The sequence below is a fragment of the Nostoc sp. genome (genome assembly GCF_036917235.1).
Taxonomy (GTDB): Bacteria; Cyanobacteriota; Cyanobacteriia; order Cyanobacteriales; family Nostocaceae; genus Nostoc.
In genome coordinates, this window is the sequence record NZ_JBALDU010000106.1 from 20,197 (window position 1) to 43,177 (window position 22,981).

At 40.5% G+C, this 22,981-nt stretch carries 23 protein-coding genes; 8 read left to right on the forward strand and 15 right to left on the reverse strand.

The window, feature by feature from the left end; genetic code table 11:
• Positions 1–374: 374 nt before the first annotated feature.
• The 3 genes from V7K44_RS30790 to V7K44_RS30800 form a co-directional block, all read right to left on the reverse strand.
• On the reverse strand, positions 375–626 hold the full coding sequence (locus V7K44_RS30790) for a hypothetical protein (protein ID WP_334937511.1): 252 nt from the start codon (positions 624–626) through the stop codon (positions 375–377).
• Positions 627–704: 78 nt separating this feature from the next.
• Positions 705–968, reverse strand: coding sequence for a hypothetical protein (locus tag V7K44_RS30795; RefSeq protein WP_334937513.1), 264 nt, complete (start codon positions 966–968; stop codon positions 705–707).
• Positions 969–1,786: 818 nt separating this feature from the next.
• The gene (locus tag V7K44_RS30800) at positions 1,787–2,050 is read right to left on the reverse strand and encodes a hypothetical protein (protein WP_334937515.1); all 264 of its coding nucleotides are present in this window, start codon (positions 2,048–2,050) and stop codon (positions 1,787–1,789) included.
• Between the two features lie 1,069 nt (positions 2,051–3,119).
• Between V7K44_RS30800 and V7K44_RS30805 the strand changes: the two genes are divergently transcribed.
• On the forward strand, positions 3,120–3,524 hold the full coding sequence (locus tag V7K44_RS30805) for a hypothetical protein (RefSeq protein WP_334937517.1): 405 nt from the start codon (positions 3,120–3,122) through the stop codon (positions 3,522–3,524).
• Between the two features lie 181 nt (positions 3,525–3,705).
• Here the strand turns inward: V7K44_RS30805 and V7K44_RS30810 are convergent, their stop codons facing one another.
• Complete coding sequence (locus V7K44_RS30810) at positions 3,706–5,031, reverse strand: DUF58 domain-containing protein (protein ID WP_334937520.1); 1,326 nt, start codon at positions 5,029–5,031, stop codon at positions 3,706–3,708.
• A gap of 158 nt (positions 5,032–5,189) precedes the next feature.
• Here V7K44_RS30810 and V7K44_RS30815 point away from each other — a divergent pair, with 158 nt between their 5' ends.
• Together V7K44_RS30815 and V7K44_RS30820 are read left to right on the forward strand one after the other, a co-directional pair.
• Positions 5,190–5,378 (forward strand): response regulator, encoded by a 189-nt coding sequence (locus V7K44_RS30815; RefSeq protein ID WP_334937522.1) that lies wholly within the window; start codon positions 5,190–5,192, stop codon positions 5,376–5,378.
• An 8-nt stretch (positions 5,379–5,386) separates the two neighbouring features.
• Entirely contained in the window at positions 5,387–5,818 is a 432-nt protein-coding gene (locus tag V7K44_RS30820; RefSeq protein ID WP_334937524.1) for a PAS domain-containing protein, read from the forward strand.
• Between the two features lie 99 nt (positions 5,819–5,917).
• On the opposite strand, the gene V7K44_RS30825 is transcribed toward V7K44_RS30820, so the two are convergent.
• Positions 5,918–6,082 (reverse strand): hypothetical protein, encoded by a 165-nt coding sequence (locus V7K44_RS30825; RefSeq protein WP_334937526.1) that lies wholly within the window; start codon positions 6,080–6,082, stop codon positions 5,918–5,920.
• A 251-nt stretch (positions 6,083–6,333) separates the two neighbouring features.
• On the opposite strand from V7K44_RS30825, the gene V7K44_RS30830 reads away from it, so the two are divergent.
• Complete coding sequence (locus V7K44_RS30830) at positions 6,334–6,963, forward strand: hypothetical protein (RefSeq protein WP_334937528.1); 630 nt, start codon at positions 6,334–6,336, stop codon at positions 6,961–6,963.
• 272 nt (positions 6,964–7,235) lie between these two features.
• On the opposite strand, the gene V7K44_RS30835 is transcribed toward V7K44_RS30830, so the two are convergent.
• From V7K44_RS30835 to V7K44_RS30845, 3 genes are all read right to left on the reverse strand, one after another.
• Positions 7,236–7,937 (reverse strand): hypothetical protein, encoded by a 702-nt coding sequence (locus V7K44_RS30835; RefSeq protein ID WP_334937530.1) that lies wholly within the window; start codon positions 7,935–7,937, stop codon positions 7,236–7,238.
• A gap of 386 nt (positions 7,938–8,323) precedes the next feature.
• Positions 8,324–9,091, reverse strand: coding sequence for a phosphatase PAP2 family protein (locus tag V7K44_RS30840; protein ID WP_334937531.1), 768 nt, complete (start codon positions 9,089–9,091; stop codon positions 8,324–8,326).
• 35 nt (positions 9,092–9,126) lie between these two features.
• Entirely contained in the window at positions 9,127–10,368 is a 1,242-nt protein-coding gene (locus V7K44_RS30845; protein WP_334937533.1) for a hypothetical protein, read from the reverse strand.
• Between the two features lie 94 nt (positions 10,369–10,462).
• On the opposite strand from V7K44_RS30845, the gene V7K44_RS30850 reads away from it, so the two are divergent.
• Complete coding sequence (locus V7K44_RS30850) at positions 10,463–10,657, forward strand: hypothetical protein (protein WP_334937535.1); 195 nt, start codon at positions 10,463–10,465, stop codon at positions 10,655–10,657.
• Positions 10,658–10,963: 306 nt separating this feature from the next.
• On the opposite strand, the gene V7K44_RS30855 is transcribed toward V7K44_RS30850, so the two are convergent.
• The 4 genes from V7K44_RS30855 to V7K44_RS30870 form a co-directional block, all read right to left on the reverse strand.
• On the reverse strand, positions 10,964–11,698 hold the full coding sequence (locus V7K44_RS30855; RefSeq protein ID WP_334937537.1) for a glutathione peroxidase: 735 nt from the start codon (positions 11,696–11,698) through the stop codon (positions 10,964–10,966).
• A 77-nt stretch (positions 11,699–11,775) separates the two neighbouring features.
• On the reverse strand, positions 11,776–12,705 hold the full coding sequence (locus tag V7K44_RS30860; protein WP_334937539.1) for an alpha/beta fold hydrolase: 930 nt from the start codon (positions 12,703–12,705) through the stop codon (positions 11,776–11,778).
• 22 nt (positions 12,706–12,727) lie between these two features.
• The gene (locus tag V7K44_RS30865; RefSeq protein WP_334937541.1) at positions 12,728–13,552 is read right to left on the reverse strand and encodes an SDR family oxidoreductase; all 825 of its coding nucleotides are present in this window, start codon (positions 13,550–13,552) and stop codon (positions 12,728–12,730) included.
• A 132-nt stretch (positions 13,553–13,684) separates the two neighbouring features.
• A complete protein-coding gene (locus V7K44_RS30870; protein WP_334937543.1) occupies positions 13,685–14,170 on the reverse strand; it encodes a glutathione peroxidase in 486 nt (161 codons plus the stop codon).
• A gap of 789 nt (positions 14,171–14,959) precedes the next feature.
• On the opposite strand from V7K44_RS30870, the gene V7K44_RS30875 reads away from it, so the two are divergent.
• Positions 14,960–16,513: an ammonium transporter gene (locus V7K44_RS30875; protein ID WP_334937544.1), complete on the forward strand. Its 1,554-nt coding sequence runs from the start codon at positions 14,960–14,962 to the stop codon at positions 16,511–16,513.
• Between the two features lie 302 nt (positions 16,514–16,815).
• Positions 16,816–17,271 (forward strand): DUF2141 domain-containing protein, encoded by a 456-nt coding sequence (locus V7K44_RS30880; RefSeq protein WP_334937546.1) that lies wholly within the window; start codon positions 16,816–16,818, stop codon positions 17,269–17,271.
• A gap of 157 nt (positions 17,272–17,428) precedes the next feature.
• On the opposite strand, the gene V7K44_RS30885 is transcribed toward V7K44_RS30880, so the two are convergent.
• Both V7K44_RS30885 and V7K44_RS30890 read right to left on the reverse strand, forming a co-directional pair.
• Positions 17,429–18,598 (reverse strand): peptidoglycan-binding protein, encoded by a 1,170-nt coding sequence (locus V7K44_RS30885; RefSeq protein WP_334937548.1) that lies wholly within the window; start codon positions 18,596–18,598, stop codon positions 17,429–17,431.
• A gap of 240 nt (positions 18,599–18,838) precedes the next feature.
• Positions 18,839–19,906: a DMT family transporter gene (locus tag V7K44_RS30890; RefSeq protein WP_334937550.1), complete on the reverse strand. Its 1,068-nt coding sequence runs from the start codon at positions 19,904–19,906 to the stop codon at positions 18,839–18,841.
• A 321-nt stretch (positions 19,907–20,227) separates the two neighbouring features.
• On the opposite strand from V7K44_RS30890, the gene V7K44_RS30895 reads away from it, so the two are divergent.
• Positions 20,228–21,133, forward strand: a complete 906-nt coding sequence (locus tag V7K44_RS30895) for an amino acid ABC transporter substrate-binding protein (RefSeq protein ID WP_334937552.1) — start codon at positions 20,228–20,230, stop codon at positions 21,131–21,133.
• 180 nt (positions 21,134–21,313) lie between these two features.
• On the opposite strand, the gene V7K44_RS30900 is transcribed toward V7K44_RS30895, so the two are convergent.
• Positions 21,314–22,588: a bifunctional sterol desaturase/short chain dehydrogenase gene (locus V7K44_RS30900; protein ID WP_334937554.1), complete on the reverse strand. Its 1,275-nt coding sequence runs from the start codon at positions 22,586–22,588 to the stop codon at positions 21,314–21,316.
• Positions 22,589–22,981 lie beyond the last annotated feature (393 nt).

The window sequence follows — 22,981 nt, forward strand, 5'->3', positions numbered from 1 at the left end:
GGTGAGGGTGAAATTTTACAAGATATGAGTCAGGCTAAGAGGTTGTTTGAAAAATTCTCTTCTCGGTAACAAAACGTTCTAGATCCCCCTAAATCCCCCTTGAAAAGGGGGACTTTAATTCCAGCTCCCCCCTTTTTAAAGGGGGTTGGGGGGGATCAATAAGTGCCTGAAATCACAGCTAACTACTTTTCAAATAAGCTCTAAAGCAAACACATCTAAATAAAATTTCAAAGCCTTGACTGAAATGAACATACATTTGTATCGCGCCATTAGCGACATTACAAGCACGACGTTAAAAAATGAAGGGCTAGAGTCAAACTTTAACTCCAGCCCTAAATATGCAGCTTTAGGTAATGCCTAAAGCTTTAAGTTGTCTAAGTGGGGAAAGTAAAACCCTGGCTTTGTGTTCCAAACTGCACAGTGAAATTTCCTAGTGTACCACTAAGTAAACTCTGACTCACTGTCTGGACAGCGGTTGATCCACCATTAGAAAAACCTACGCCTACTCCTGAGCTTGATCCAACAGCTTGAATACCAGGTGCACCCCCATGAACAGCTTCCAAATCTATAGCTGATACTTCTTCAAGTAAGCTAGATTGTAATTCAGCGATTTTGATATTAGCCATAATTTCCTCTTTGAGTTTTCTTGGTAGTACGTTGACGTATCTTATTTACTATCCTTCTAAAATTGTCCCTAATGATTTTTAAGTAGGGAAAGACTGTGAGAAACCACTAGCAATAAGAGAAGCACTGACAGTTGGCGATCCAGTCCCTGCATTTAAGCTAGCAATTGATGTAGTACCGTTTTGAATCCTTCCGGGCCCAATAGTTACACCTGTGCTAATAGAAGATCCAACTGTAGTAAATTGGAAATCACTACCTCCTCCATTAACTAACCGTAAATCGGCATCAGACACTTTCTCAAATTGGCTTGTCGGCTGCAATTCAGATATTTTTATCGTAGCCATAGATTCTATCTATCCAAAAGAGATTAATTGAAATTTGAACTGCGTTTGTTCAACAAAATAACTATAAACAATTCAGAGAATTTTGCAACACTTTTTTTGCTTAAGTTTTGTAAATTTATCTTTGATATATTTACTAAAAAACAACAATTTAGGTGGAGCAAAACGCCACCCAAATTGTTGTCTTAGTTTTTAATTATCAGAATAATTAATATGCAAATTAGAACTGGTTTGATAATCCACTTTTAGATGAATTATCTGGAACAACAGCACTTTTCATACCATTCTTTATCTAAAAATGCTTAAAGCAAAAGCACTTGAAGCCAAAGTGGTAAACAAGCGAATTGTTGTTTTATTCGACTAAAAAATTAGCCTGACCTTATCCACTTTTTTTAGGAAAGCGAACGCTACCCCTGAGAGGATGTTTGAAAAGTCATGATTGATGTATCAAATATTTTTTAACCCTCCCTAACTCTCCCCGTATGTATTGGGGAGGGTTAAGGATAAGGGGGGACTAAGGAGGCTAACAACGCAATTAAAATCACACCCAATCACTTTTCAAACAACCTCTTAAACCTTCGTGCAAAAGTAATTTTACTTTTTTAACTTCATCAATAATCTGTGAAGTTGAAAAAGTATTTGCCAAAAAGCTAGGGTTTTGCCGGATAAAGCAAACCGAGTTTTTAATTTTGGATAAAGTCTAGTTTAGAGTATGTTTGAATTTGCAAACATACTCTAATGGTCAAAGTACTTGCGTTAAATTCTATTACGAAAATTGAAAAAAGGTATTTGAGCCTAACAAGGCTAACGTCGTGTTCGTGTTATCTTGGCTTGACTGGTCTTACTGTTGCTTGAATTAAAGTTCCAGCCGCTACTGATTTATTACCGAAAGCGTCTGCTGTTATTGAAGCAGAACTAATAGTACTAGCGTCTATCTTAGCTCCTGTGTCGTCGTAAACAGCCACTGTTCCACTTGTCAATACTAAAATCGTAGTACCAGCGCCTCCAATTAAGTTTTCGGCTTTCTCATCATTTAGAGATTCTAAGTAACTCTGCTGGCAGTCTAAATCACGAATTTTAAGCATACTTCTCCCTTGTTAACTTCCTGTTTACCTTTGATTAACTTCCTATTTAGGATTATTGTTTGAGTACAATCTATCGATTGCTTTTTCGCGCCACAAAAGACAATAGCACTATTAGAAATTAATGAATAGTAGTTTTACATAAGTTTTTTTGCTTACGATCATAGAAAACCTCATATATACAGCTACTTACCTTATCTCGGATCTAGAGGCTGTTTGAAAAGTGTTTTGCTGTGACTGACTTTAGGTACTTTTAGATTCTCTCTAGCCCTAGCTCCAGCGCTATTTTATTCCACAAGGTCAAGAAGTTTATCAATATGATTAGAGATAAATCGCTGAGAAGTTGCTATGGAAGCCTTATTATTTCTGGGGATAATTTTGAGTGACTTTTTACAGGATGTTGAGAACAGTAGTGGTTCGCGAATGATATTCGCGAACCGTAAACAGATCAAATGATTTTTTGATTTCAGGTATTAAAAAGCAAGTCTGTTATCATACACCAAAATACTGCCTCTATTCTCCGTTGATATACTTATTGCTGGCAGATATAAGAGTATTACAAAGTCTTGAAATCAGGCTGCAAAGCAGAAAGCGAACGCTTGGTGGAGGTGTCTTTAATGCTATTTTTTTGACTCTGATTGCCCTGTAACTATTAAGAATGACTTATTTGTATCGACGCAACTATTAAGAATGACTTATTTGTACCGAAATTAACTACAAATTCATACATAATGTATGTTAAATAAATTACAGATAAAAATGCTGCTTACTAGTACACATTTAAAGCGAAAAAAGGATGTGGACTTAATGAGTGATTGGACAATACGCGCAATAGTGCGACTAGAAAGATACTTAGAACATAGAAAAATATTGCAATTTGGATACAAGTTTTGTGGAGAGGCTAGTTAGAGTTGGAAATCTTGTGCCAAACTTAGTTGTTATACTGTTTATTACATTTTGTTGTACTGTTTATTACATTTTAAAATTAATGGTTTAATTTTAATTGTTTAAGAGCTTTGTAGAGCCAAAAATGGTTCGTATAAGTTATTCGCGAACCATATATTTTTGTTTTATGCCTAATAACTCAAAATTGTCACACCAAGAAGATTTATATGCACGCATAAATTGCGTAGTTCAAGCTAAAGAGCATCTTGAGAAAGAAATCCAAGCAATAAGTGCTTCGGGGGTAGTAGCTGCATCTTCCTGTTGGATTGTTCGCTATCTCGCTAAAGGGAGGAAGTCAGCATATTGGTATTACAAGCTACAGTCTAATGTAGCAATATTTCCCACAAAGACTGATGGTAAGAGTTCTCGTTATAAACATTTAGGTAAAGCTGGTAGCAAAGCATACTTAGACGCTGTAGAACAAATTTTTCTAAGAGCCAAAATCGAAGCATTAGTTCGTTCAATTGAAATTCTAAACCGGGGTTTGAAAGATTTAATCCAAGAAACTTCTAAATACAACAAAGATGAGTAGTGGGTTCGTGAATAATGTGACTTTGGCTATGACGCCGTGTGCGACTTTCTTTCATATCTAACCCCCAACCCCTTCCCTACTAGCGTTGGGGAGCAAGAATCAAAGCCTCTCGACCTTTCGGGGAGACGAATGGAAGTGGGGTTTTAAGAATAAGTCGCACATTGCGTTATGTGGGTAGTTACTAAAGTTGATTTCGCGCTTTGAGTTGCAGATATCGCTCAACCAACTGATCGGCGATTTGATTTGCTGGCGCATCTAGTACCAATACACCTTTTTGTTTCAGTTGGGCATAAGCTACTTGTCGTTGCATTAATAAATCTAGTGCTACTGCACGGGTATAAGCACCTGCAACATCATCTGTAAAGGTGTGTGCTAGACGATCGACTTGCGGATCTCGCAAAGTAACGCAAAATGGAAGGTAACGGGGTGCTAACTTGGAGAGTGCGGCTAGGAGTTCTGTAGAGGCAGTGACATCAACTAAATCGGTAATCACTACTACAAGCGCCCTCCGAGTTTGTCGCTGCAAAACATTTGTCACTGCTCCCAAATAATCAGATTCAAATAATACTGGTTGAATTGGAGTTAAGCGATCGATTAGCTGATTTAAATGATGTTGACCGCGTTCTGGGGGTATCCACGTATGCATCTGGCGGTCAAAGACACCAACACCGACGCGATCGCCTCGATGTAAACCGGCTAAAGCTAAAGATAAAGTTGCATTCAATCCCCAGTCAAATCGCTGCAAATTCTGCACTTTTGCCGTCATCAACCGTCCGCGATCGAGTAAAATTAGTAACGTTTGTTCCTGTTCTGGTTCTAGAACCCTGACCAGTGGCATGGCATTACCATAAGCCCCAACCCGACGGGCAGTAGCTTTCCAATCAATAAACCGCAAATCATCACCCGTGCGATAGTTTCGTAATTCGGCAAACTCTGTTCCAATACCAGTTTTGCGAGATTGGCGCATCAATCCTGATGATTGCAGTGTCAGACGAATTGTCAGCGATCGCAATCCCACTAAATCAGGATAAACTTTCACTGGCAGACTTTGGGGAATTTGCCAATCATCCCAAGCTAATCCCCAAAGCCCCAGCTGTCGGACTTGAATATTCCCCCAAGGAAACTCTCCCCGCTGTGTCGGGTGGACGGTGTACGTTAATTCCTCAGTGCTGTTACTGGGAACAATGGCGCCCAGTGCAGGTGCAGACACGCCAAATCCTGTTGGGTAATAGTCGCGGATTTCAATTTGGGCGTCGGTATTTTGTGATGTCACCTTTAGCACTACGGGATTATCTCGCCCAATGGATAATCGTGACGGTAATTCGCGGGTAATTTGCACGTGAGAACGCCGCACCCGCAAACCATCTGCAACCATCAGTCCGAGAATGATGGCATTAAATAGCACAGCGATAGCGATGGTTGCTCTAATGCTGAGAAATAAGCATAAGATCGGGGCGATTGCTATACCCAAAACCAACAATAAATAAACTCGTTTGGAAGGAACCATTTTTTAGAGTGAGAAGTTAATAGTTAGGTATAAGGTGAATTCAATGTAACCGAAATAAGAAGACTTGCTAAATTCTTATATTTTTTTCTTGTAGAAAAATAGTCACCTACTGTACTATTTTTTTGGGTAAAGTAGCAAGTTATATTTTGGACGGGTGTATGAGAATCTTGCTAATCGAAGATGAAGAAATTTTAGCAAGTGTCTTGTTGAAGTCTCTGACTAAGCAACACTATGTTGTTGATGTCGTACAAGACGGACAAATGGGTTGGGAATACACGCAAAGTACGAACTATGACTTGTTGTTAATAGATGTCGGATTACCGAAACTGGACGGAATTACATTTTAATATTAAGTATGGTCATCATTTCCGGTAGCTGTACCGGATTGATTAGCGATCGCTGTGCAATACTGGTAATTCGGGATATCACATTGACTCAACGCACTCAAGAATCCTTGCAAGAGATTGAAGAGCGATTGCAGACATTAATTAACGCTACACCCGATATTATCTGTTTAAAAGACGGCAAAGGAAAATGGTTGCTGTCAAACCAGGCTAACCTGGAATTTTTAGAGCTACAAGGCGTTGATTATCAAGGCAAAACAGACTCAGAACTAGCAGAATTTAGTAATTTTTATTACGATGCCTTGCTCAACTGCGACAAAACAGATGAACAAGCTTGGCAATTGGGATGTGTGCATCGGGTAGAAGAAGCTATTCCTCGCTCTGATGGGACAATGAGCAGTTTAGATATGATTAAAGCTCATCGGCGAACAAATAATTGGTAGAGTGTGGAGCTTCCGCGACATCACCCAGCGTCAAAGGGCAGAAGCAGCACTACGAGCGAATTACAATACCGCAGTATTTTTGAAGCGATTAATGATGGACTATTTATTACTGAGATAGAGACTGAAAAAGTCGCCGAAGTTAATCCGGTCCGAAAGTTTAATCAGCAGCATTTCTCGGCAATTTATTGACCAAGATTTAGCAACAGCAATTAATTTTACACTGCGAGCGATCGCTGAATTTATTGATGCTGAACACAGTTGCATCTTTGAATGCTCTCAGGATCAACGTGAATTCAACCTGCGCAGGCGGGGAGGGGTGCAATGATTGTGGAAATCATAACTAATTACCCGGACATAATATTAGAGTTCGCCACAGTAAGCACAACACTCCCCAACAGTAAGTCTGGAAAACTGTTCGATCTACTAATTAAGAAGGTTTGCAAATGTTAACTAGCAAATACACATTTAGGGGATAATATAGTATGTCATTTTCGTTGTCATAACTCAGGAGTTTTATGGCGATTAAATCTTCTAATTCGTTTTTAGCGGTAGCACTGGCGATCGCTTCAGTAAGTTTTCCCGTATCTGTCAAAGCCGATACCGTGAATGCTCGTTGCGATGTGTTCCCAAAAGGAGAAGACCGCGCCACATCCTCTGGACCGTGTACCTTTTCCCAACGGCAGGGTGCGGTTAGCATTCAACTGGAAAATGGTAATAGCTATGACCTGCTCCCTTCGGGTAATCGACCCGGCAATTATCGCGATCAAAATGGTGATGCTGTCTATCGACAAGCTGGACTTGGCGATCGAGGACAGATTTATCGTCTCGCCAATGAGTCGATTTTTGTCTATTGGGATACATCTGCCAATCGACAAGACTCAGGTAACAGAAATACTAGGACTGCTGCTAGGCGTCAGCCTGAAGCGGGTACTACCGTCTCTCGGTTACGCGATCTAGTGGGGGCAAGGGCAGGACAGGCAGAAAACGCAGTGAAAAAACGGGGCTATCGATGGGTCAAGAGTGATGATTCGGGCTACGGCTACTGGCTAGAAGGCAAAACCAACTACTGTGTAACAATCCAAACAGACCAAGGACGCTACCAATCGATTGTTTACACAGGGGGTCCACAGGATTGTCAGAAGTAGTTGCTATCTGGACAAACAATCCATGTCTTAAAAGGTAGCCGAGAAAGCTGAAACCCTTATTCTTTGGTTAAGGCACAATGTCTCAAACGCTGATTGTTTCGTGAATAAGCATCGTCCAGGGGATTGTGCCCTAATGAGTGGATGTTACGTATCGGCTCAATAAACTGGGGTAGCACAGAACATAATGACGATACATTATACAGTTACCGCATCTCTACCGCCATTGGCAAAGGCCAGTATGAACTGGCCTTATTAGACAAAAAGTAGCCAGATTAGAAACGAGTTCTACCACTGCTCCAGTCGCCTGAATCGCAAGTACCACGGAAATGCTCAATCCCATTAATGGCAATCCGTCCACTGCGTCGATCGATCTCAACACGCGGATGATTTAGCCCATTCACCCGGTATTTCCCCGTGATTTGCTCCGGTGTAACACGGAGATCGTTGAGGTTCCACCATCCATCAGTACCGCCGGAATTAATTGGCGGGATGAGTTTTCCGGCCAGATGAATTTTTCCCTGCATATTACGAATCTCGACTTGAACCTCGGAATCGAACTCGTTTGTCGAAGACTCTACACTATTTTGCGGTTCATAGCGATGACGACGTGAGTTCCATTCATAGCTGTTGCGGCTTTCAAGACTTGGTTTGCGACCTTCACCGTAGCAGATTAAGGTCAGTCTTTGCCGCATTGAGTCGTCACTGTTGCGCTCAGGTGCGCCTTGCTCTCGGAGATAGGTATCGATCGCAGTTTGAGCTTTACCAATTTCTCTAGAACTACAGGAACGACCTTTTTGAACTAGCTCCCCTTGAGGGCTAAAAAGGACAGTGCAACCGCTTCCTGGTGTCATCCCCGTCACACTTAAATTACCGTTGTCTATAGTGTCGATCGCCGCTTGAGCATTCACAGAACTCGCGACCGTAAGCGTGAGTAAACCCAGTGCGATCGGCGTTAAAGCCCGCAATATTTTCATTGTTATGTTGATTGTTGTTTTGAATAGATATGAATTATTGGATAACTCTATCACCAAGAGGTTGAATGGTAAAGTCAGTAGACCGAAAAATATCGCAATTAGCAGCAGGAGAATTTTATTATTTCTGCGCTTTTTGTTTTTCAACGTCAACTATAAATGTTTGACAATCTATTTTGGACGGTAAATCGTCTGACTGAGTTAAACCAAAAGTAGCAATCACTTGTTTCGTCATCTCCTGGATAACTTTTTTGCTTTGCTCTGGTTTTAATAATCATCTTGCACAAATACAAAATTTGCCCTCAACCCCTTCTCCCAAAATTGCGAGAAGGAGAGCCAATTTCAAAGTCCCTCTCCATTGGGAGAGGGATTTATGGTGAGGGCTGAAATTACTCCTCATTTATCAACTTTATTTCTTCTGGTAGTAAGGTAGTTTCATCTTTAGGACGTTCGCCATCTAAGGATTTGGCTATAGTTCTATACGGTTTGATAATCAGACTGACACCAATTGTCCAACCTAATGCAACCATCCAACCTGCGAGAATATCGCTAGGAAAATGAACCCCTAGATAGAGACGACACCACGCAATTGCGATGATGTATAAGCTGCCGGATATGAGAACCAACCAGCGCCAAGAGGTAGCCCAAGTTAAGAACAGCAAAATTGCTACCAGTGTTACACTCGTCATCGCATGAGCGCTGGGAAATGCAAAACTAGACTCAGGCGCAATGGACTGCCACAATTGTGGACGCACTCGATGCATTAATTGCTTTGCGGTGCGGTTGATGATGACGCTTCCTGCTGAGGCGGTGAGTAAATAAGCTAGCGATCGCCAGCGTTTTTGAAGTAGTAATATTAGTGCGATCGCACCCAAAATCAGTATCGCCGTCCAAGGCAACCCAATTGTAGCTAGGGTGACAGCTAAAACATCTAACTGTGGGTTTGTGGTAGAATGAACTGCTAACAGAATCGGCACATCCCACGGAAAGCCCGCTTGATTCTCCCATATCCTCACTGTCAGGATTTCAAAAATCTGCAAAGGTAAATAGACTCCGATCAAAAGGAGTAAGAGCGATCGCCAACGAGCAATCAACAGGTTTTTGAGAAAATCAAGGGGCGATTGACTCTCTTTATTGATTTGTTTCTCTTTTTCCATATCTAAATTTAAAAGGCGATCGACGACTTCACTGATTACAAATTACTGGAAACTTGAGAAGTTCCACAATGTTTACAGTACGACAAATGCTTATAAGTAAGATTATGACAGTTATGGCATTCAATATACTGATAATAACCGCAATGTGGACAGTAAGTATCAAGATGTCGAATGTTCTTGGCACAATTGACACATCTTGATTTTTGAACTCTGCTAGCTGCTTGGACTTTAACGTTAAAGACAAATTTTTGAAAAAACTGGATGATTCCAAAACCAATAACTGGAATCAGCAAGATATAAACATAATTTATCAGGAAAAGTAAACCGCCAAAAATTGCACTGACTATATCAAATAAAAATTTAAATATTGCACCTACTTGGAGAAACTCAAATATTTTAACGATTAATGGGATAAAAAAGATAACTAGCAAATGCCAGCTAATTAGCGAAACTAGTCCATATCCTCTTCTTTGGGCAAATTTATGAACTAATAAAGCAATGAAAATCAGTGGTAAAAGGAAGAGAGACTGAAAACCAAGCTGAATACTTGGATACCAAAACGATGCCTGATGATAGCCTTTATCGACTTCTTGAAATCGATTGTCATCTTTAAGAAATTTTATAAAACTAATGTTTTCTGGTTTGGAAAGTAGTTCATTTTTAAGAGTAGAAGTGTTTTCTTTAAGAGTAGAAATTTGGCGATTATTTTCTTCTAATGCCTGTTTAGCTTTTTCTGCACTGACTTGATTAATTGATTGTTCGCGGCTCTGTCCGGCAATTTTTTCTAATAGCGTTGAGTCATACTGAGATTTAATAGTGCTATTGGCTTGTTCAAGTCTACTAATTTTTGCTTGTTCTTCATCAATAGTTTTGATAATTTGCTGCTTTTCAGAATTCTTAATCTTATCTTTGTAATCGGCATATTGCAAACACGTTTGAGAAACCTTACCCAGATGTCCTGCTTCGGCTTGTTGATAGTTTCCCCGAAAACTAAATTGATTGTTCGTATAAGATGACAATGAAAGTCTAACAATTTCATAGTCTTTATCTTTAGTAGTTTTTGTCCGGTAATTTTGCCACTCTGAATAACATGGATAAGCCTCAGTCGGACTGATATGCCATCTGCTAATATCATCGAGTCCGGTAAAAACATTAATTAAGATAAAAATATCAATTATAATAATGACAATTAAACTGATTTTATTCAGTGGTTCGTTGTTGATTGTTCTTGTTTTGCTAAAAAATTGGCTCAAAAGACGACGAATTCTGCTAAACATATTGTATTTTAAATAAATGTAACTTCAATCCGAATCAATTTTATCCGATCGATAGTGAATAGCTGGGCAAAAATACATCTACCCATCTGAAGATTTGTTAACTACTGACGAAAAACAAAATCCCCGACAACTTTTACGAAGTCGGGGATCTGTGGTTTTCAATTCTGACAAATCAGGCTACGGTCAAAAATATCATGGCTTTCACCTGAAATTGACACACTTGATGGCTGTGCAACTCTACTTAATACCTCTCGGTTTAAGAATATTCGTAGGTTGGGTTGAGCAATAGCGAAACCCAACAAACCACACCAAATATTGGGTTTTGTTCCTCAACTAACCTACAATTTTCTATTTTTTAGGCAAAACCTACGCAGTATTGCAACCCGACTCAGAGGATGTCTGAAAAGTTTTTTTGTATACACCTAATCCTTGGAGATCCCCCTAAATCCACGCCACTTGCTCCATTTGGGGAGACCCCAAGACCGCAGTGGCTCCCCTTAAAAAAGGGGACTTTAAGACTCTTATTCCCCCCTTTTTTAAGGGGGGTTAGGGGGGATCAACAAATATTTGATACTTCTCAGACATCCTCTCAACCCTATTTAGCAGCGAAGTAGGCTTCTAATGCCTCAGAACCACCAATTAATTTACCATCGATAAATACTTGAGGAACTGTTGTCGCACCTGCAACTGCTTTTAGCGATCGCGTAGTGATATCCTTACCCAAGGTAATTTCTTCGTAGTTGATGCCATGTTCCTTAAGCATTGCCTTAGCACGGGCACAGAAGGGACAACCCACTTTCGCAAACAGGGAAACTACTTCGGGCTTAACTGCTTGGGGGTTGATATATCTGAGTATTGTCTCAGCATCCGACACCTTAAAGGGATCTCCAGGCTCTTCTGGTTCAATAAACATCTGGTTAATTACACCATCTCTAACCAGCATAGAATAGCGCCACGATCGCTTCCCAAACCCCAGGTCTGATTTATCTACCAATAAACCCATACCTTCAGTAAATTCACCATTACCATCAGGAATTAGCGTGATATTTTCTGCCTCTTGATCCTTTGCCCATTCGTTCATCACAAAGGCATCATTGACAGAAATACAGATAATCTCATCGACACCATTTTGTTTGAAAACCGGAGCTAATTCGTTGTAGCCAGGGAGATGAGTGGATGAACAAGTCGGAGTATAAGCACCCGGTAAAGAGAAGACAACTACTGTCTTATTAGCAAATAGCTGATCGGTTGTCACATCCACCCACTGGTTGTCTTTGCGAGTATGAAAAGTGACATTGGGTACTCTTTGTCCTCGATGATTGGGTAACATAGTTTTGCTTGCCTTTAGTAATCAACTCCAGTCATAACCTATCATGGGAGAACTGGTACAATGTAACTATCAATCAGCTAAAAGACTTTATTAATGAATGGAGCGATCGCTGCTACAAATTCAGTGGTTGATTCATAGGGTAAAACATTACGCCCGTTTATTTTTATACCTCGACTTTTAGGCAAACAAGCAAGATAGTGAGCCAAGCGTTCATCTGGCGTTTCTTTTTTATTGTCTTGGCTAATACTCGATGTAGTTTCCCCCATAACCGCTAATGTTGGTTGCCCAATAGAGGCAATAAAACTAGTATAATCATCTCGCCAAAACCCTGCTAAAAAAGAAAACACTGCATGGCGGCTAGCAAGATTTTCTGCACCTGCAAGCAATGTATTTAACCACTCTGCATCCACAGCATTTTCAGAAGCAAATAGTTGACGAATCGAAAAAGAACGTAAAAATTTTGGAGTGCGTGCATAGCGATAAAAAGCACTGCCAAAAGGCGAATCTAACACATTCCATAGGAATTTCTCCTGCCATTCTGGTGGTTTATTTGTCATCAAAGCCCACGGTGGTGGCCCAGAAAGTACCAGTCCGGCAATTAAATTTGATTCCTTTTGGACTAATTGGATAGCAACTGGCAATAAAGCACCTTGCACTACTAAAATAACAGGTTTTTGGACTACTTTTTGTAAAAAGGATTGCAACTGTTCTGCCCAATCACTAGGAGTGTAAGCTATACGGGGCATTTCACTTTCACCACATCCTAGTAAATCAGGGTTGTAAATTAAATTACGCTGACCTGTACTATACCACTCGCGACAAAATCGCTGCCAAAATCGCCGCGACAATCCCACGCCAATTGGATGAATTAATAGTAAGGGAATGCCCTCAGATGTTGTATTAATTGGTTGATGAACTTCGTAGGCACAACGATAATTCTGCCAACTGTAAAACTGGCTAGGAGATGCTGTCAAATTGGTTGTGTTAGCTACAGCAGATGGTTGCATAATTCCTAGTTTTTAATACTTGCTAAAAAATCATCTGTGGATGAATCAACTCGTATCCAGCTTCTTTGAGCTTTTCATTCGATACCCAAGCATTATATGGGCGAGTACTCTTAATAGATGTATCCCATTTAACTTTGGGTAAATTATGTTTTTCAAATAAGCTATCTAGCAAGTCTCGGCTGGTGAGATGTGCATCATCTACCAGATTGTAAATTCCTTGCAAACGACGGTGACGGGCAAATTCTATCGCACCAACAATATCATCTAGATGAACCCAATTTGTGATATCCTCACCATTGCCTGGACGGGTTGTACCAGAATATCTACCAAATATTTTCAACAGTTCTCTACCAGTTCCATAAATCCCTCCTAAGCGGAAGATACAAACGCGGAGATTTTCGCTAGATGCTGATAGCAACACCTCTTCGGTCTTTCGGAGAATTTGGGCATTTAAATTAGGAGGTGCAAGGGGTGTTTCTTCATCTACCCATACACCATTTCTGTCACCATATACGGCATAACTACCTGTGTATATTAATTGTTTTACATTCTTAATCTGTTGTAAGCACGAAACTAAAGTTTGGGCAGTTTGTAGGTAAGCTTCTTCATAAACTTCGCTATTTTTTGCCCCAACACTCAAAAGTACAACATCTTGATTATGCAAAACTGATTTTAGACTATCTATGTCATTACCACAGGTAACTACAACTCTTTGAGATACTGATTCTAGGGCAGGGACACGCTCAGACGAAGTTGTGGTTACACTGACAACAAAATTCATATCTTGCTGCCAATATTGAGCAATTTTATAACCAACATAACCACAACCAATGATTGCAACGTTCATGACAAATTAGACACAAATAAATTAAACTACTCATTGAGACGGTTTTCTCAATTAATTGTCTGGAAGTAAATAATTTTAACAGTCCAGAGCTAACAGTCAATCATTAATAGTATAGAACTTTTTACCTAATGACTATTTCGCTAATTCTTTCTCAATTATGGCAATTATCTCTGGTGAATTTGGCTGGACACTACTATTAAATCGAGCTACCACTTCACCTTGCTTGTTAACTAAAAATTTTTCAAAGTTCCAAGCAACAGTTCCCGTTGGCTCAACAGCTTTAGTAAGTCGCTCATAAAGTGGATGCTGCTGTGAACCTTTGGCATGAACTTTATCGAATAGTTCAAAGGTAACACCATATTTACTTGTGCAGAATTGCACAATTTCTTCATTGCTTCCTGGTTCTTGCGCTCCAAAATCGTTACAAGGAAACCCCAAAATACGTAAACCTGCTTCTCCATACTTTTGGTTCAACTTTTCTAACCCCTCGTATTGAGAAGTATAACCGCAGAAGGAAGCCACATTTACAATTAAGAGTACCTTATCGGTGTAGTCGTTTAATTGCTTATCTTCACCGTTGATGGTCTTGACTGCAATATCCGAAATTGTGTTATTCATCTGAAATCTGATTGATAGGGAATATTGCCAAGTCTCCCATATTACAGGTACTGTAAACTCGGTTTCTTTAAGGAAATTAGGTTTGTTAGACTTGTTGTAACAATTCTATGTGAGTCGTGTAGTTGCAAAAGACTGTATCTTGGATAAATAGCTCGGCCAAGCTGCTATCTCAGCATAAGTACGAAAAATTTTCGTTATTTTTAATACAAAACTTTGGGTGCAGTGATGAATTAATATTCGTTGAAAGTCACAAACAATTAACTCTTTGTATCAAAAGTTAACAACATCCTGAATTCTCCAATTTATGATTTTGGAAAATAGGTAGCTAGAAAGAATATAGTTACTTTTTTGTTGCATCATGAATTATATTTCATCACAAAAACTAAAAAAATGTGTTTTATGATACAGTTTTTTAGTGTTGATAGTGGATAGAGCTAAAAATTACATTTTTAGCTTAAAAGAGCCATTTTAGGGTAGTTCTTTCTACCTGATTTTTTATTGACCTTATTCAAGACAATTTTTTTCAAAGATTAAAGATTAAGTGAAGAAGACTTGACTATTTCAGAAAATACGTCATAAATTTCTTACGAAGAACTATAAAAAATATTTACAGATGTGCCAATAGTTTCTTAAACTCCTACTAAGGTTATTTGAGTTTATGGTTTTTCAACAAGTTGTCTAAAGGAAAAATATCAAAATCCACTGGATCTAATTTCGGACGGCAATTTTTTCTGTTTAACGTGTTTTTTCCCTTTTTTAAGGATGGTTTAGAGGATAATGCTCAAATTCATGTACAAACAAAAATCGAAACCAAAAAAGAGGCATTTGTCTGCAAGAAATTACGTTATCAATTCACAACCTAACTCTCAAGTCAAGCTATTTAATCTGATTAAGCGACTTTCTCCCAGTTGGCAAGCTTGTTTACCTATCGCTTGTCTGATTGTGTTGGGTTGGGGTTATGCCGCAGTTGCCCAAACTCCAGGCGCAGCGCCAACGACAGCAGAACTAAAAATTGCTATTGACACCCTGTGGGTAGCGATCGCAGCCTTTTTAGTGTTCTTCATGAACGCTGGTTTTTGTATGTTAGAAACTGGCTTCTGTCGCCAGAAAAACGCTGTCAATGTTCTTTCCAAAAACTTGATTGTATTTGCTCTGTCTACCGTTGCCTTTTGGTCAATCGGTTTTGCCTTAATGTTCGGTGATGGCAATGACTTCATTGGATTGAATGGGTTTTTCTTAAAAGGAGTAGATAACAGTCCCGCCACAGCAGACGCTTATAAAGGTATTTTCAGTGCCATTAATTGGGCTGGTGTACCTTTAGCAGCCAAGTTTTTATTCCAGCTAGTGTTTGCTGGGACGGCTGCAACAATCGTTTCTGGTGCAGTAGCCGAACGGATTAAGTTTGTTGACTTCCTAATTTTCAGCCTCTTACTTGTAGGCATTGCCTATCCCATTACCGGACATTGGATTTGGGGTGGTGGTTGGCTAGCAGACAAAGGCTTTTGGGATTTTGCCGGTTCTACGGTGGTTCACTCTGTAGGTGGCTGGGCAGCTTTGATGGGAGCAGCATTTCTTGGCCCCCGCCTTGGTAAATATCAAGACAAGCAAGTTGTAGCAATGCCCGGCCACAACATGAGTATTGCTACGTTGGGCTGTTTGATTCTGTGGTTGGGCTGGTTTGGTTTCAACCCCGGTTCTGTAATGGCTGCCGATCCTGGTGCGATCAGTCATATTGCTCTAACCACTAACATGGCTGCTGCTGCCGGTGGAATTGCCGCCACCATCACAGCTTGGTTGTACTTAGGTAAACCAGACCTGTCAATGATTATCAATGGTATTTTGGCTGGCTTAGTTGGGATTACAGCATCTTGTGCTTACGTAGGTGTCGTTAGTTCTTTAGTAATTGGCTTCATTGCTGGAGTACTCGTAGTTTTCTCTGTAACATTCTTTGACAAACTTGGCATTGATGACCCAGTGGGAGCTACCTCAGTTCACTTAGTTTGTGGTATCTGGGGAACTCTAGCAGTTGGTCTATGGTCTGTTGGCCCTGGTGTTTTTACTTGGTATACACTTGGTCCAGAAAAAGGTTTATTTTCAGGTGGTGGCTTTGGACAGTTTGGTGTTCAATTGCTGGGCGTTGTCTCAGTAGGTGGCTTCACTGTTTTACTCAGTAGTATTTTTTGGTTGGCACTAAAAGCGACTTTAGGTATTAGAGTATCCAAAGAAGAGGAATTAGAAGGTTTGGATATCGGCGAACACGGTATGGAAGCCTACAGTGGATTTCTTAAAGAAGGTGATGCAACGGTATTTTCTGATGAACAAAGCTCAATTGGGAGAGTTTAGGGTAAATATTTCTTTGGTTCATTCTTTGGCATATTCTTAATATGAGCTATCAAGATACCATTAGTCGATTGAACTGATTCCGCAATATTCTCTATCCAAGCGGGGAAAAGTAGGGGGTATAGAACCTCCTACTTTTTGTCTGATTAGTGCTTTATCAAGAAAGGCAGGAGGCAGGAGGAATAATTGCCCGACGCTCTTCGGTAGCGTCTCCCCTTAAGAGAATAAGAAGGCTTTACGCTGCACTATCCTGCCCCTGCCTCCTTCAATAATTTAGCGATCGCATTTTACCTTGTGAAAATTTTATGCTTAAAGGTTTAAGAGTTAGTATGCTGCTATTGGCAGTCATGGGAAATTTGGCATGGTCATTTAGTGCCAAAGCAAATTTTAACGGCAAACTCACCGTGGAAATTGATGGCTTGAAGAATGAACAAGGACAAGTCTGTGCCAGTATATTTGCTAGCAGTGAAGGATTTCCTAGCGATCGCGATCGCGTCTTACAAAAGCAGTGTACCAAGATTACTGAAAATCCCTTACCACTTACCTTTGATAACTTGAAAGCAGGTAGTTACGCCGTTGCTGTCTTCCACGATCAAAATAATGACCGCACTCTCAATACCAATCTTTTTGGTATACCAAGGGAAGGTTTTGGATTTTCCAGCAACCCAGAAATTCGCACAAGAGCGCCCAAATTTAGCGAAGCAGCATTTTTAGTGGCAGGGCCAGATACTAATATCCACATCCAGTTGAAATACTTTTAAGCTGATAGCAGATTCAGCTTGGTACAGTGCCAATACTTTTCGGGTTTTGGGGAAAAGGGGAAGAAAAAACCTTTAACCCAAACCCAGTAACCTTTTCCAAAACCCAATTCCTAATTAAAAATGCACAAACGAGAAGTATTGAGTACACTACCAATCTCTATTGTTGTGAATCATTATCAGAATCTTCTTGTAGACTCTGTTGCTCTGGCAAGTCACGTATTCGTATTCGATTCATCTGAGTTAAAGCATATCGTGCTGTTGCTTGCACATCGGCATCTGGGTCTTCTAGCGCATGGTGCAACATCTGAGTCATTTGACCCATCATGTCATAAACGCGCGTCAGGTCACGGATCGCATTTTGCCGCACTTGTGGACTTTCATCTTGAATTGAAATTGCTAAAGCACGGTTCATTGGTTTGAGTGTGCGGATGCCAATTTCTGACAAAGCTGCCAAAATTAAGCTACTTTCTTGAGAGTCAGCATCAATTATCAGGTCAACCAGATGCTGAATTGCCCGCGAATCTCCCTGCTGACCTAAATCCCAAATAGCCTTGCGCCGCTTCGTTGGGTCAGAACTGCGTAAATCTTGAATTAATTCCTCAACGATATTGAGTTTAGCAAGACGGGAAGTTTTTTCTGGTAGCAGTAATTGTGTGGAAAATGGTGGTGGTGGAGGTGTTTGTAGACTAGTGACAGTCTCCACTAATGATGTAATCGGTTCTTTGTTAGCTTCACTCAAACTTTTAGGCTCTGATATTTCGGACTTTTGCACTTGCTTGACTTTCTGAAACGACCTCAGCAGATAAAAAAGTGCGCTAGTACATCCTAAAACTCCAATGGCAAATAGTAACCACCAGATAAAACCTCTCTCAGATGCTTTGGGATTTGCAGAAGTCGGAGCAACAGAGGTAACTATTGGGGAGGTAACTATTGGAGAGGTAACTTTTGGAGAGGTGACAAACTGCTTTTTAGCCTCTATTGCTGTTTGCAGTTTCACCTGAGTCGCCGGGCCAGCAATCCCATCTAATTTTAAACCCTTTACTTTCTGGAATTTAGCTACAGCGATTTCCGTACTGGCGTTATACTGTCCATCTATTACACCCCTGTAGTACCCCAACTGCTTTAATTGGGTTTGTAGTCTCTGCACATCTGATTTTCGACTACCATATCTCAAAACAGCCGGACTAGCAGTAACTGTCGAACTAGCTTGTGCAAGTTCTAAAATTTCAGGTGCTAGGTTAGGTGTAGCTGCACTTGAGCGATTTGGGTAAAAACCCACGCAATAAAAACAGGTAAATATCAGAATTGAGGAACGGCATAGCCTCATATTGCAAGTTCCAGCCTGAACGTGCTTTTCAAATCTTCGATACCACAATAGCTTCTAGACCACCAAATGTTAACTGTCATTTTTAATTGCGAATTGGGAAAAAGGAGGCAGGAGGCAGTGTTTCGACTACGCTCAACAACTAGGCAGAAGTTCTTTAATTTTAAATTTTAAATTTTTAATTTTTAATTGATTTCTCCCTCATCTCCTACTTAATTACTAATTAAGAATTATTTTAACAACTTAGGGTAATATTTCTGGTTCAGATTCTCTAACTGCTAGGCTTATTGGGTTCAATTTTTTAGCAGATGCTTCTAAAACTGGTTGCTGTATATTAGCTATCTCGCCGACAGTAACTGTGTCGTTTTGTCCTCCTAAAGTATCACGTTGGTTAATGAGATAGATGCTGATTAAAGTGAGAAATACTCCTACCCACTGCAACGGACTGAGGACTTCTGAGAGGAAAAGATTGCCGAATAGTAGGGCAAAGACGGGTGTCAGGAAGGTGAGAGAACTAAGACTCGTAAGACTGCCACTAGAGGCAAAGTAGAAGAATAACCCATAAGCGATCGCACTGCCAAATACGGTAGCATAACTCAAGGCGATGAAATCAGATCCTCCCAGATTTTCCCACTGCTGGGATTCAACAACTGATGAAATTCCCCATAGTGGCAATCCGCCCAAAATCATGTGCCATCCTGTAGCGCTTACAGGGTCAGCATATCGGCATACAAACCGAATCAACACTGTTCCCACTGCCATTGATAGTGCTGCTAACAGCATTAACCACTCGCCACTAGCAAATAAATCTTGCCAGTTGCCGATTGTCATATTTGCGCCTGAGTCGAAAAAATGTAAAATCCACTCATCAGGTAAGCCAATTAAACTAATGCCTGTGACTCCCAAGCCTAGCCCCAGCCATCCCCAAAAACCAATGTGTTCTTGGAATAGCCACAACGACAGCAAAGCAACAGCCAAGGGTTGCGAGTCAATCATCACAGACCCTAACCCTGCACTAGTTCTGACTAATCCCTCTGCCAAAAAGCCTTGAAACAGCGTCCCATCTACTAGGGCAAATAAGGCAATCCACAGCCATGCAGCCCAACCCTTCGGCTGGGGTTTACCCATAAATGCTGCTGCAATCAGAATTAACATCCCTGCTGGTATCAGACGCACACCTGCCATGAATAGCGGTGTGGTATGGGGTATGACTCCTTTCATAGCTACCATTGCCGTCCCCCATAGGAAAAAGGGGGCGATTAACAACAGGGGGGCGAAGGGAAGTCGAGATGCACTGAGTTTCAGTTGCATGGGTTTGCTGATACCTTTGTTTAACAAGCGCAAAAATTGCTTTACCCAATTTTACCGAATTATGTAGTTTTGCGATCGCCTTTGGCGGGTGCTTTGCACCATCGCATAGCGTCTTGGAGATGGTGAAACTCTCCAGCCTGAGCCTAGTGCGATCGCTTGTAACTCGAATTGAGAAATTGTCAGGTTACTAAGTGATGAAAGAATACTGATGTAAAGAATAGTTGCTAGATAACCTTATTATGTACTTGATAGTGATAACTTCTTGAGCTTGATATACAAATCAGATTTGATTTTTGAAAAAATTACCTACTCTTAAAGCTGATGTATGAAAAAATTGCTATTCCTATTTTAAGTCTGATCTTTGCAACGCTCATGTCTAATGTGGTAGCTGCTGAAACTGTGATGAAAAAAGTCGCCAGAACAGGAGTATTAACAGCTGGTACTAGTAGAGATGCGCTACCTTTTGCCTATGTGGATAGTCAAGGAAAGTTAAATGGCTATTCTGTAGATATGCTGATTCTGATTAAAGAGCAATTAGAAAAAGAAACAGGAAAAAAAATTAAACTGCAATTAGTTGGTCTTAGCCCCTCTGAGCGGATTCCTAAAATAGTTAATCAAGAAGTTGATATTGTATGTGATGCTAGTAGTTTTACATGGAAGCGAGATAAAAAAGTAGATTTTTCGGTCAGCTACGGTGCAACTGGAACCCAATTATTAGTTAAGAAAGGGAGTAATCTAGGTTCTTCTAAATCACTTATTGGTAAGCGAATTGGTGTGCTGGCAGGAACCACAAATGAGCAGGCGATCGCTCGTGTACAACCCCAGGTTAAGCTAGTATATTTTAAAACTAGGGCAGAGGGATATACCGCTTTGCAAGAAAATACTATTGATGCTTTCTCATCCGATAGCATTCTTTTAGAGGGATGGCTGCAACAGCAAAAAAATCCAGATGCTTTTGCGATCGTACCCGATCGCCCCTATTCACGAGAAGGTATCGCTTGCATGGTGCCAGAAAATAACTCCAAATTCTTGGATACAGTCAACTATTCTCTGGTTAAGTTCATGCAAGGATTCGTCAATGGAAATCAGCGATATGTCACTATTTTTGACCGTTGGTTTGGGTCTCAAGGCTCGGTAGCGCTCAATCGAGATTTACGCGATTTGGTAGTGGAAACTATGCAATTGGTCATAGAATTTCGTGAGGAAATTCCTAAAAGTGACCTGTGATATCATGTCCGGTTAAAGACTTATCATTAAGACCATTCATGAATTGCCTCTACTACTTTGTTAAGATAGTTTTGAGGGTTTGTTTGTAGTAAGCACTTTAGTGCTTAGAAAATAAAGGAATAAAGTCCTTACTACAAACTTTTTTACCTATCAATTTAAACTTGAAAAACTACCTGAAAATCATTCTTTTCGACTATTGTTTGCGTCAGTCCTTTTCGCTGTCCGGCTGAAGACTCGATAGTATAGTGACGTACTAGTTTCCTTTAAGGGAAACAGCAGATAGGTGAGAGGATTTATTGCCACAATAATATTTCGGAAGTCACGCCGTGCCAAAAATAAGATCGCACGAGCAACTTGCTGTGCAGACATCACTCCATAAGGATTCAGTTGACTCTTAAATGGGCCAAGAATTAACTTGCGAATTACACAATCCCCATCCAAACGCTTGAGCGTAACAATATCTCCTAACGCTCTTTTGCTGAGTTCATAAAGTGGACTCAGTGCTGGAGAAACCTCAGCCTCAGAAGTGTTTACCCAGATTTCTTTGGTTGCTTTTGCTTGTGGGCCTGTTACAGTTGTCGAAAATATATCTATCAACCGCAATGCTGAAAAGGTATTCACCTCATAAGAAGAGTTGATAGCCTCCGGTGTGCGGCTGGCGTAGACATTGATTCCGTGGTTGATAATTAAAATATCTACTTTCTCTAAACTATCCTTCAGATTGGCTTCGTTGCCCAACTGCCAGGAAACCACCTTTACCCCAACTTGCTCTACTAATTTTTCTGGATTAGTGGTTAATGCCACGACTTTAGCATTATTCTTGACAAGTTCAGCCGCCAACGCTTGCCCCAACGCTCCTGATGCTCCGGTTAAAGCGATGGTTTTACCTTTAAGAGACAGTCCTGTACCCAGAATTTTATCCACTAGGGGAAAGACACCACTGTAGTAGGCATTAACATCATCAAAATGATGCCGCCAATGGTAAGACCGATTCACCCACCAAATGGATGGAATTGTCTCTAAAGGGCCGGGTAGGTGGTTGTAATCTGTATCAATTTTTCCTTGAAAATATCGCACAGACGCGCCATACAAAAAGGTACAAGCGTAAGCTACGCCCAGCCATAACCCCATTTGCTGGACAATTAAGGCAACGACTACCAACACCACCAGCAGTAGACTCGATTCTAAAATGTCGTGATAAAGCTGGGATTCTTGGTAAATTTTCAGGGAAACTATCGATAAATCGCGGCGATAGGCCATGTGGTGCTTGTTGTGCCATTTAGCAAGCCAACTGACTTGGTGACACAAAGCATGGTAGCTGTCTCTCAATATCTCAGCAAGTAAAAGTGAGAAGAGTGTCCAACTAGCAAACTGTAAGCTGGCATTTAGCCAAACCCAATTAATTTCTAAGCTTGTCTCAATTCCCATCAAGTTTTCAGCTAGCATTTTTATCATGTTTGTCTATACTCGTTTTTCTTAATTATTCTTCATGATCTGATAAAGGTGCGTTCAGGTCGAGTTTAGAGCAAATTAAAATTAAAGGGAATGGGGGATGAGGAGCGGGGAGTGGGGGACAACGGGACATAAGCAATGCCCAATTACGAATTACAAATTGGTTAAGATATCCCAGTTGACTTTCACATAGCTAGATTCAATGTAAACTTAAGCAAGTTAAAAATTAACTTCTGCTTTCACGTTTCAGTGTTTTGCGCAGTCTGTAGCAGCTTCTGCCTTCCCTGTAAGAACTTCTGCCTTCACGTTTCAGTGTTTTGCGCAGTCTGTAGCAGCTTCTGCCTTCCCTGTAAGAACTTCTGCCTTCACGTTTCAGTGTTTTGCGCAGTCTGTAGC

Excerpts from the sequence above, each read along its gene's own strand:
- V7K44_RS30900 (WP_334937554.1), bottom strand. The coding sequence starts at position 22,588 with ATGATAAAAATGCTAGCTGAAAACTTGATGGGAATTGAGACAAGCTTA.
- V7K44_RS30875 (WP_334937544.1), top strand. The coding sequence starts at position 14,960 with ATGTACAAACAAAAATCGAAACCAAAAAAGAGGCATTTGTCTGCAAGA.
- V7K44_RS30820 (WP_334937524.1), top strand. The coding sequence starts at position 5,387 with ATGGTCATCATTTCCGGTAGCTGTACCGGATTGATTAGCGATCGCTGT.
- V7K44_RS30795 (WP_334937513.1), bottom strand. The coding sequence starts at position 968 with ATGGCTACGATAAAAATATCTGAATTGCAGCCGACAAGCCAATTTGAG.
- V7K44_RS30835 (WP_334937530.1), bottom strand. The coding sequence starts at position 7,937 with ATGAAAATATTGCGGGCTTTAACGCCGATCGCACTGGGTTTACTCACG.
- V7K44_RS30855 (WP_334937537.1), bottom strand. The coding sequence starts at position 11,698 with ATGTTACCCAATCATCGAGGACAAAGAGTACCCAATGTCACTTTTCAT.
- V7K44_RS30870 (WP_334937543.1), bottom strand. The coding sequence starts at position 14,170 with ATGAATAACACAATTTCGGATATTGCAGTCAAGACCATCAACGGTGAA.
- V7K44_RS30825 (WP_334937526.1), bottom strand. The coding sequence starts at position 6,082 with ATGCAACTGTGTTCAGCATCAATAAATTCAGCGATCGCTCGCAGTGTA.
- V7K44_RS30880 (WP_334937546.1), top strand. The coding sequence starts at position 16,816 with ATGCTTAAAGGTTTAAGAGTTAGTATGCTGCTATTGGCAGTCATGGGA.
- V7K44_RS30790 (WP_334937511.1), bottom strand. The coding sequence starts at position 626 with ATGGCTAATATCAAAATCGCTGAATTACAATCTAGCTTACTTGAAGAA.
- V7K44_RS30845 (WP_334937533.1), bottom strand. The coding sequence starts at position 10,368 with ATGTTTAGCAGAATTCGTCGTCTTTTGAGCCAATTTTTTAGCAAAACA.
- V7K44_RS30830 (WP_334937528.1), top strand. The coding sequence starts at position 6,334 with ATGGCGATTAAATCTTCTAATTCGTTTTTAGCGGTAGCACTGGCGATC.
- V7K44_RS30895 (WP_334937552.1), top strand. The coding sequence starts at position 20,228 with ATGTATGAAAAAATTGCTATTCCTATTTTAAGTCTGATCTTTGCAACG.
- V7K44_RS30865 (WP_334937541.1), bottom strand. The coding sequence starts at position 13,552 with ATGAACGTTGCAATCATTGGTTGTGGTTATGTTGGTTATAAAATTGCT.
- V7K44_RS30860 (WP_334937539.1), bottom strand. The coding sequence starts at position 12,705 with ATGCAACCATCTGCTGTAGCTAACACAACCAATTTGACAGCATCTCCT.
- V7K44_RS30800 (WP_334937515.1), bottom strand. The coding sequence starts at position 2,050 with ATGCTTAAAATTCGTGATTTAGACTGCCAGCAGAGTTACTTAGAATCT.
- V7K44_RS30805 (WP_334937517.1), top strand. The coding sequence starts at position 3,120 with ATGCCTAATAACTCAAAATTGTCACACCAAGAAGATTTATATGCACGC.
- V7K44_RS30840 (WP_334937531.1), bottom strand. The coding sequence starts at position 9,091 with ATGGAAAAAGAGAAACAAATCAATAAAGAGAGTCAATCGCCCCTTGAT.
- V7K44_RS30890 (WP_334937550.1), bottom strand. The coding sequence starts at position 19,906 with ATGCAACTGAAACTCAGTGCATCTCGACTTCCCTTCGCCCCCCTGTTG.
- V7K44_RS30810 (WP_334937520.1), bottom strand. The coding sequence starts at position 5,031 with ATGGTTCCTTCCAAACGAGTTTATTTATTGTTGGTTTTGGGTATAGCA.
- V7K44_RS30815 (WP_334937522.1), top strand. The coding sequence starts at position 5,190 with ATGAGAATCTTGCTAATCGAAGATGAAGAAATTTTAGCAAGTGTCTTG.
- V7K44_RS30885 (WP_334937548.1), bottom strand. The coding sequence starts at position 18,598 with ATGAGGCTATGCCGTTCCTCAATTCTGATATTTACCTGTTTTTATTGC.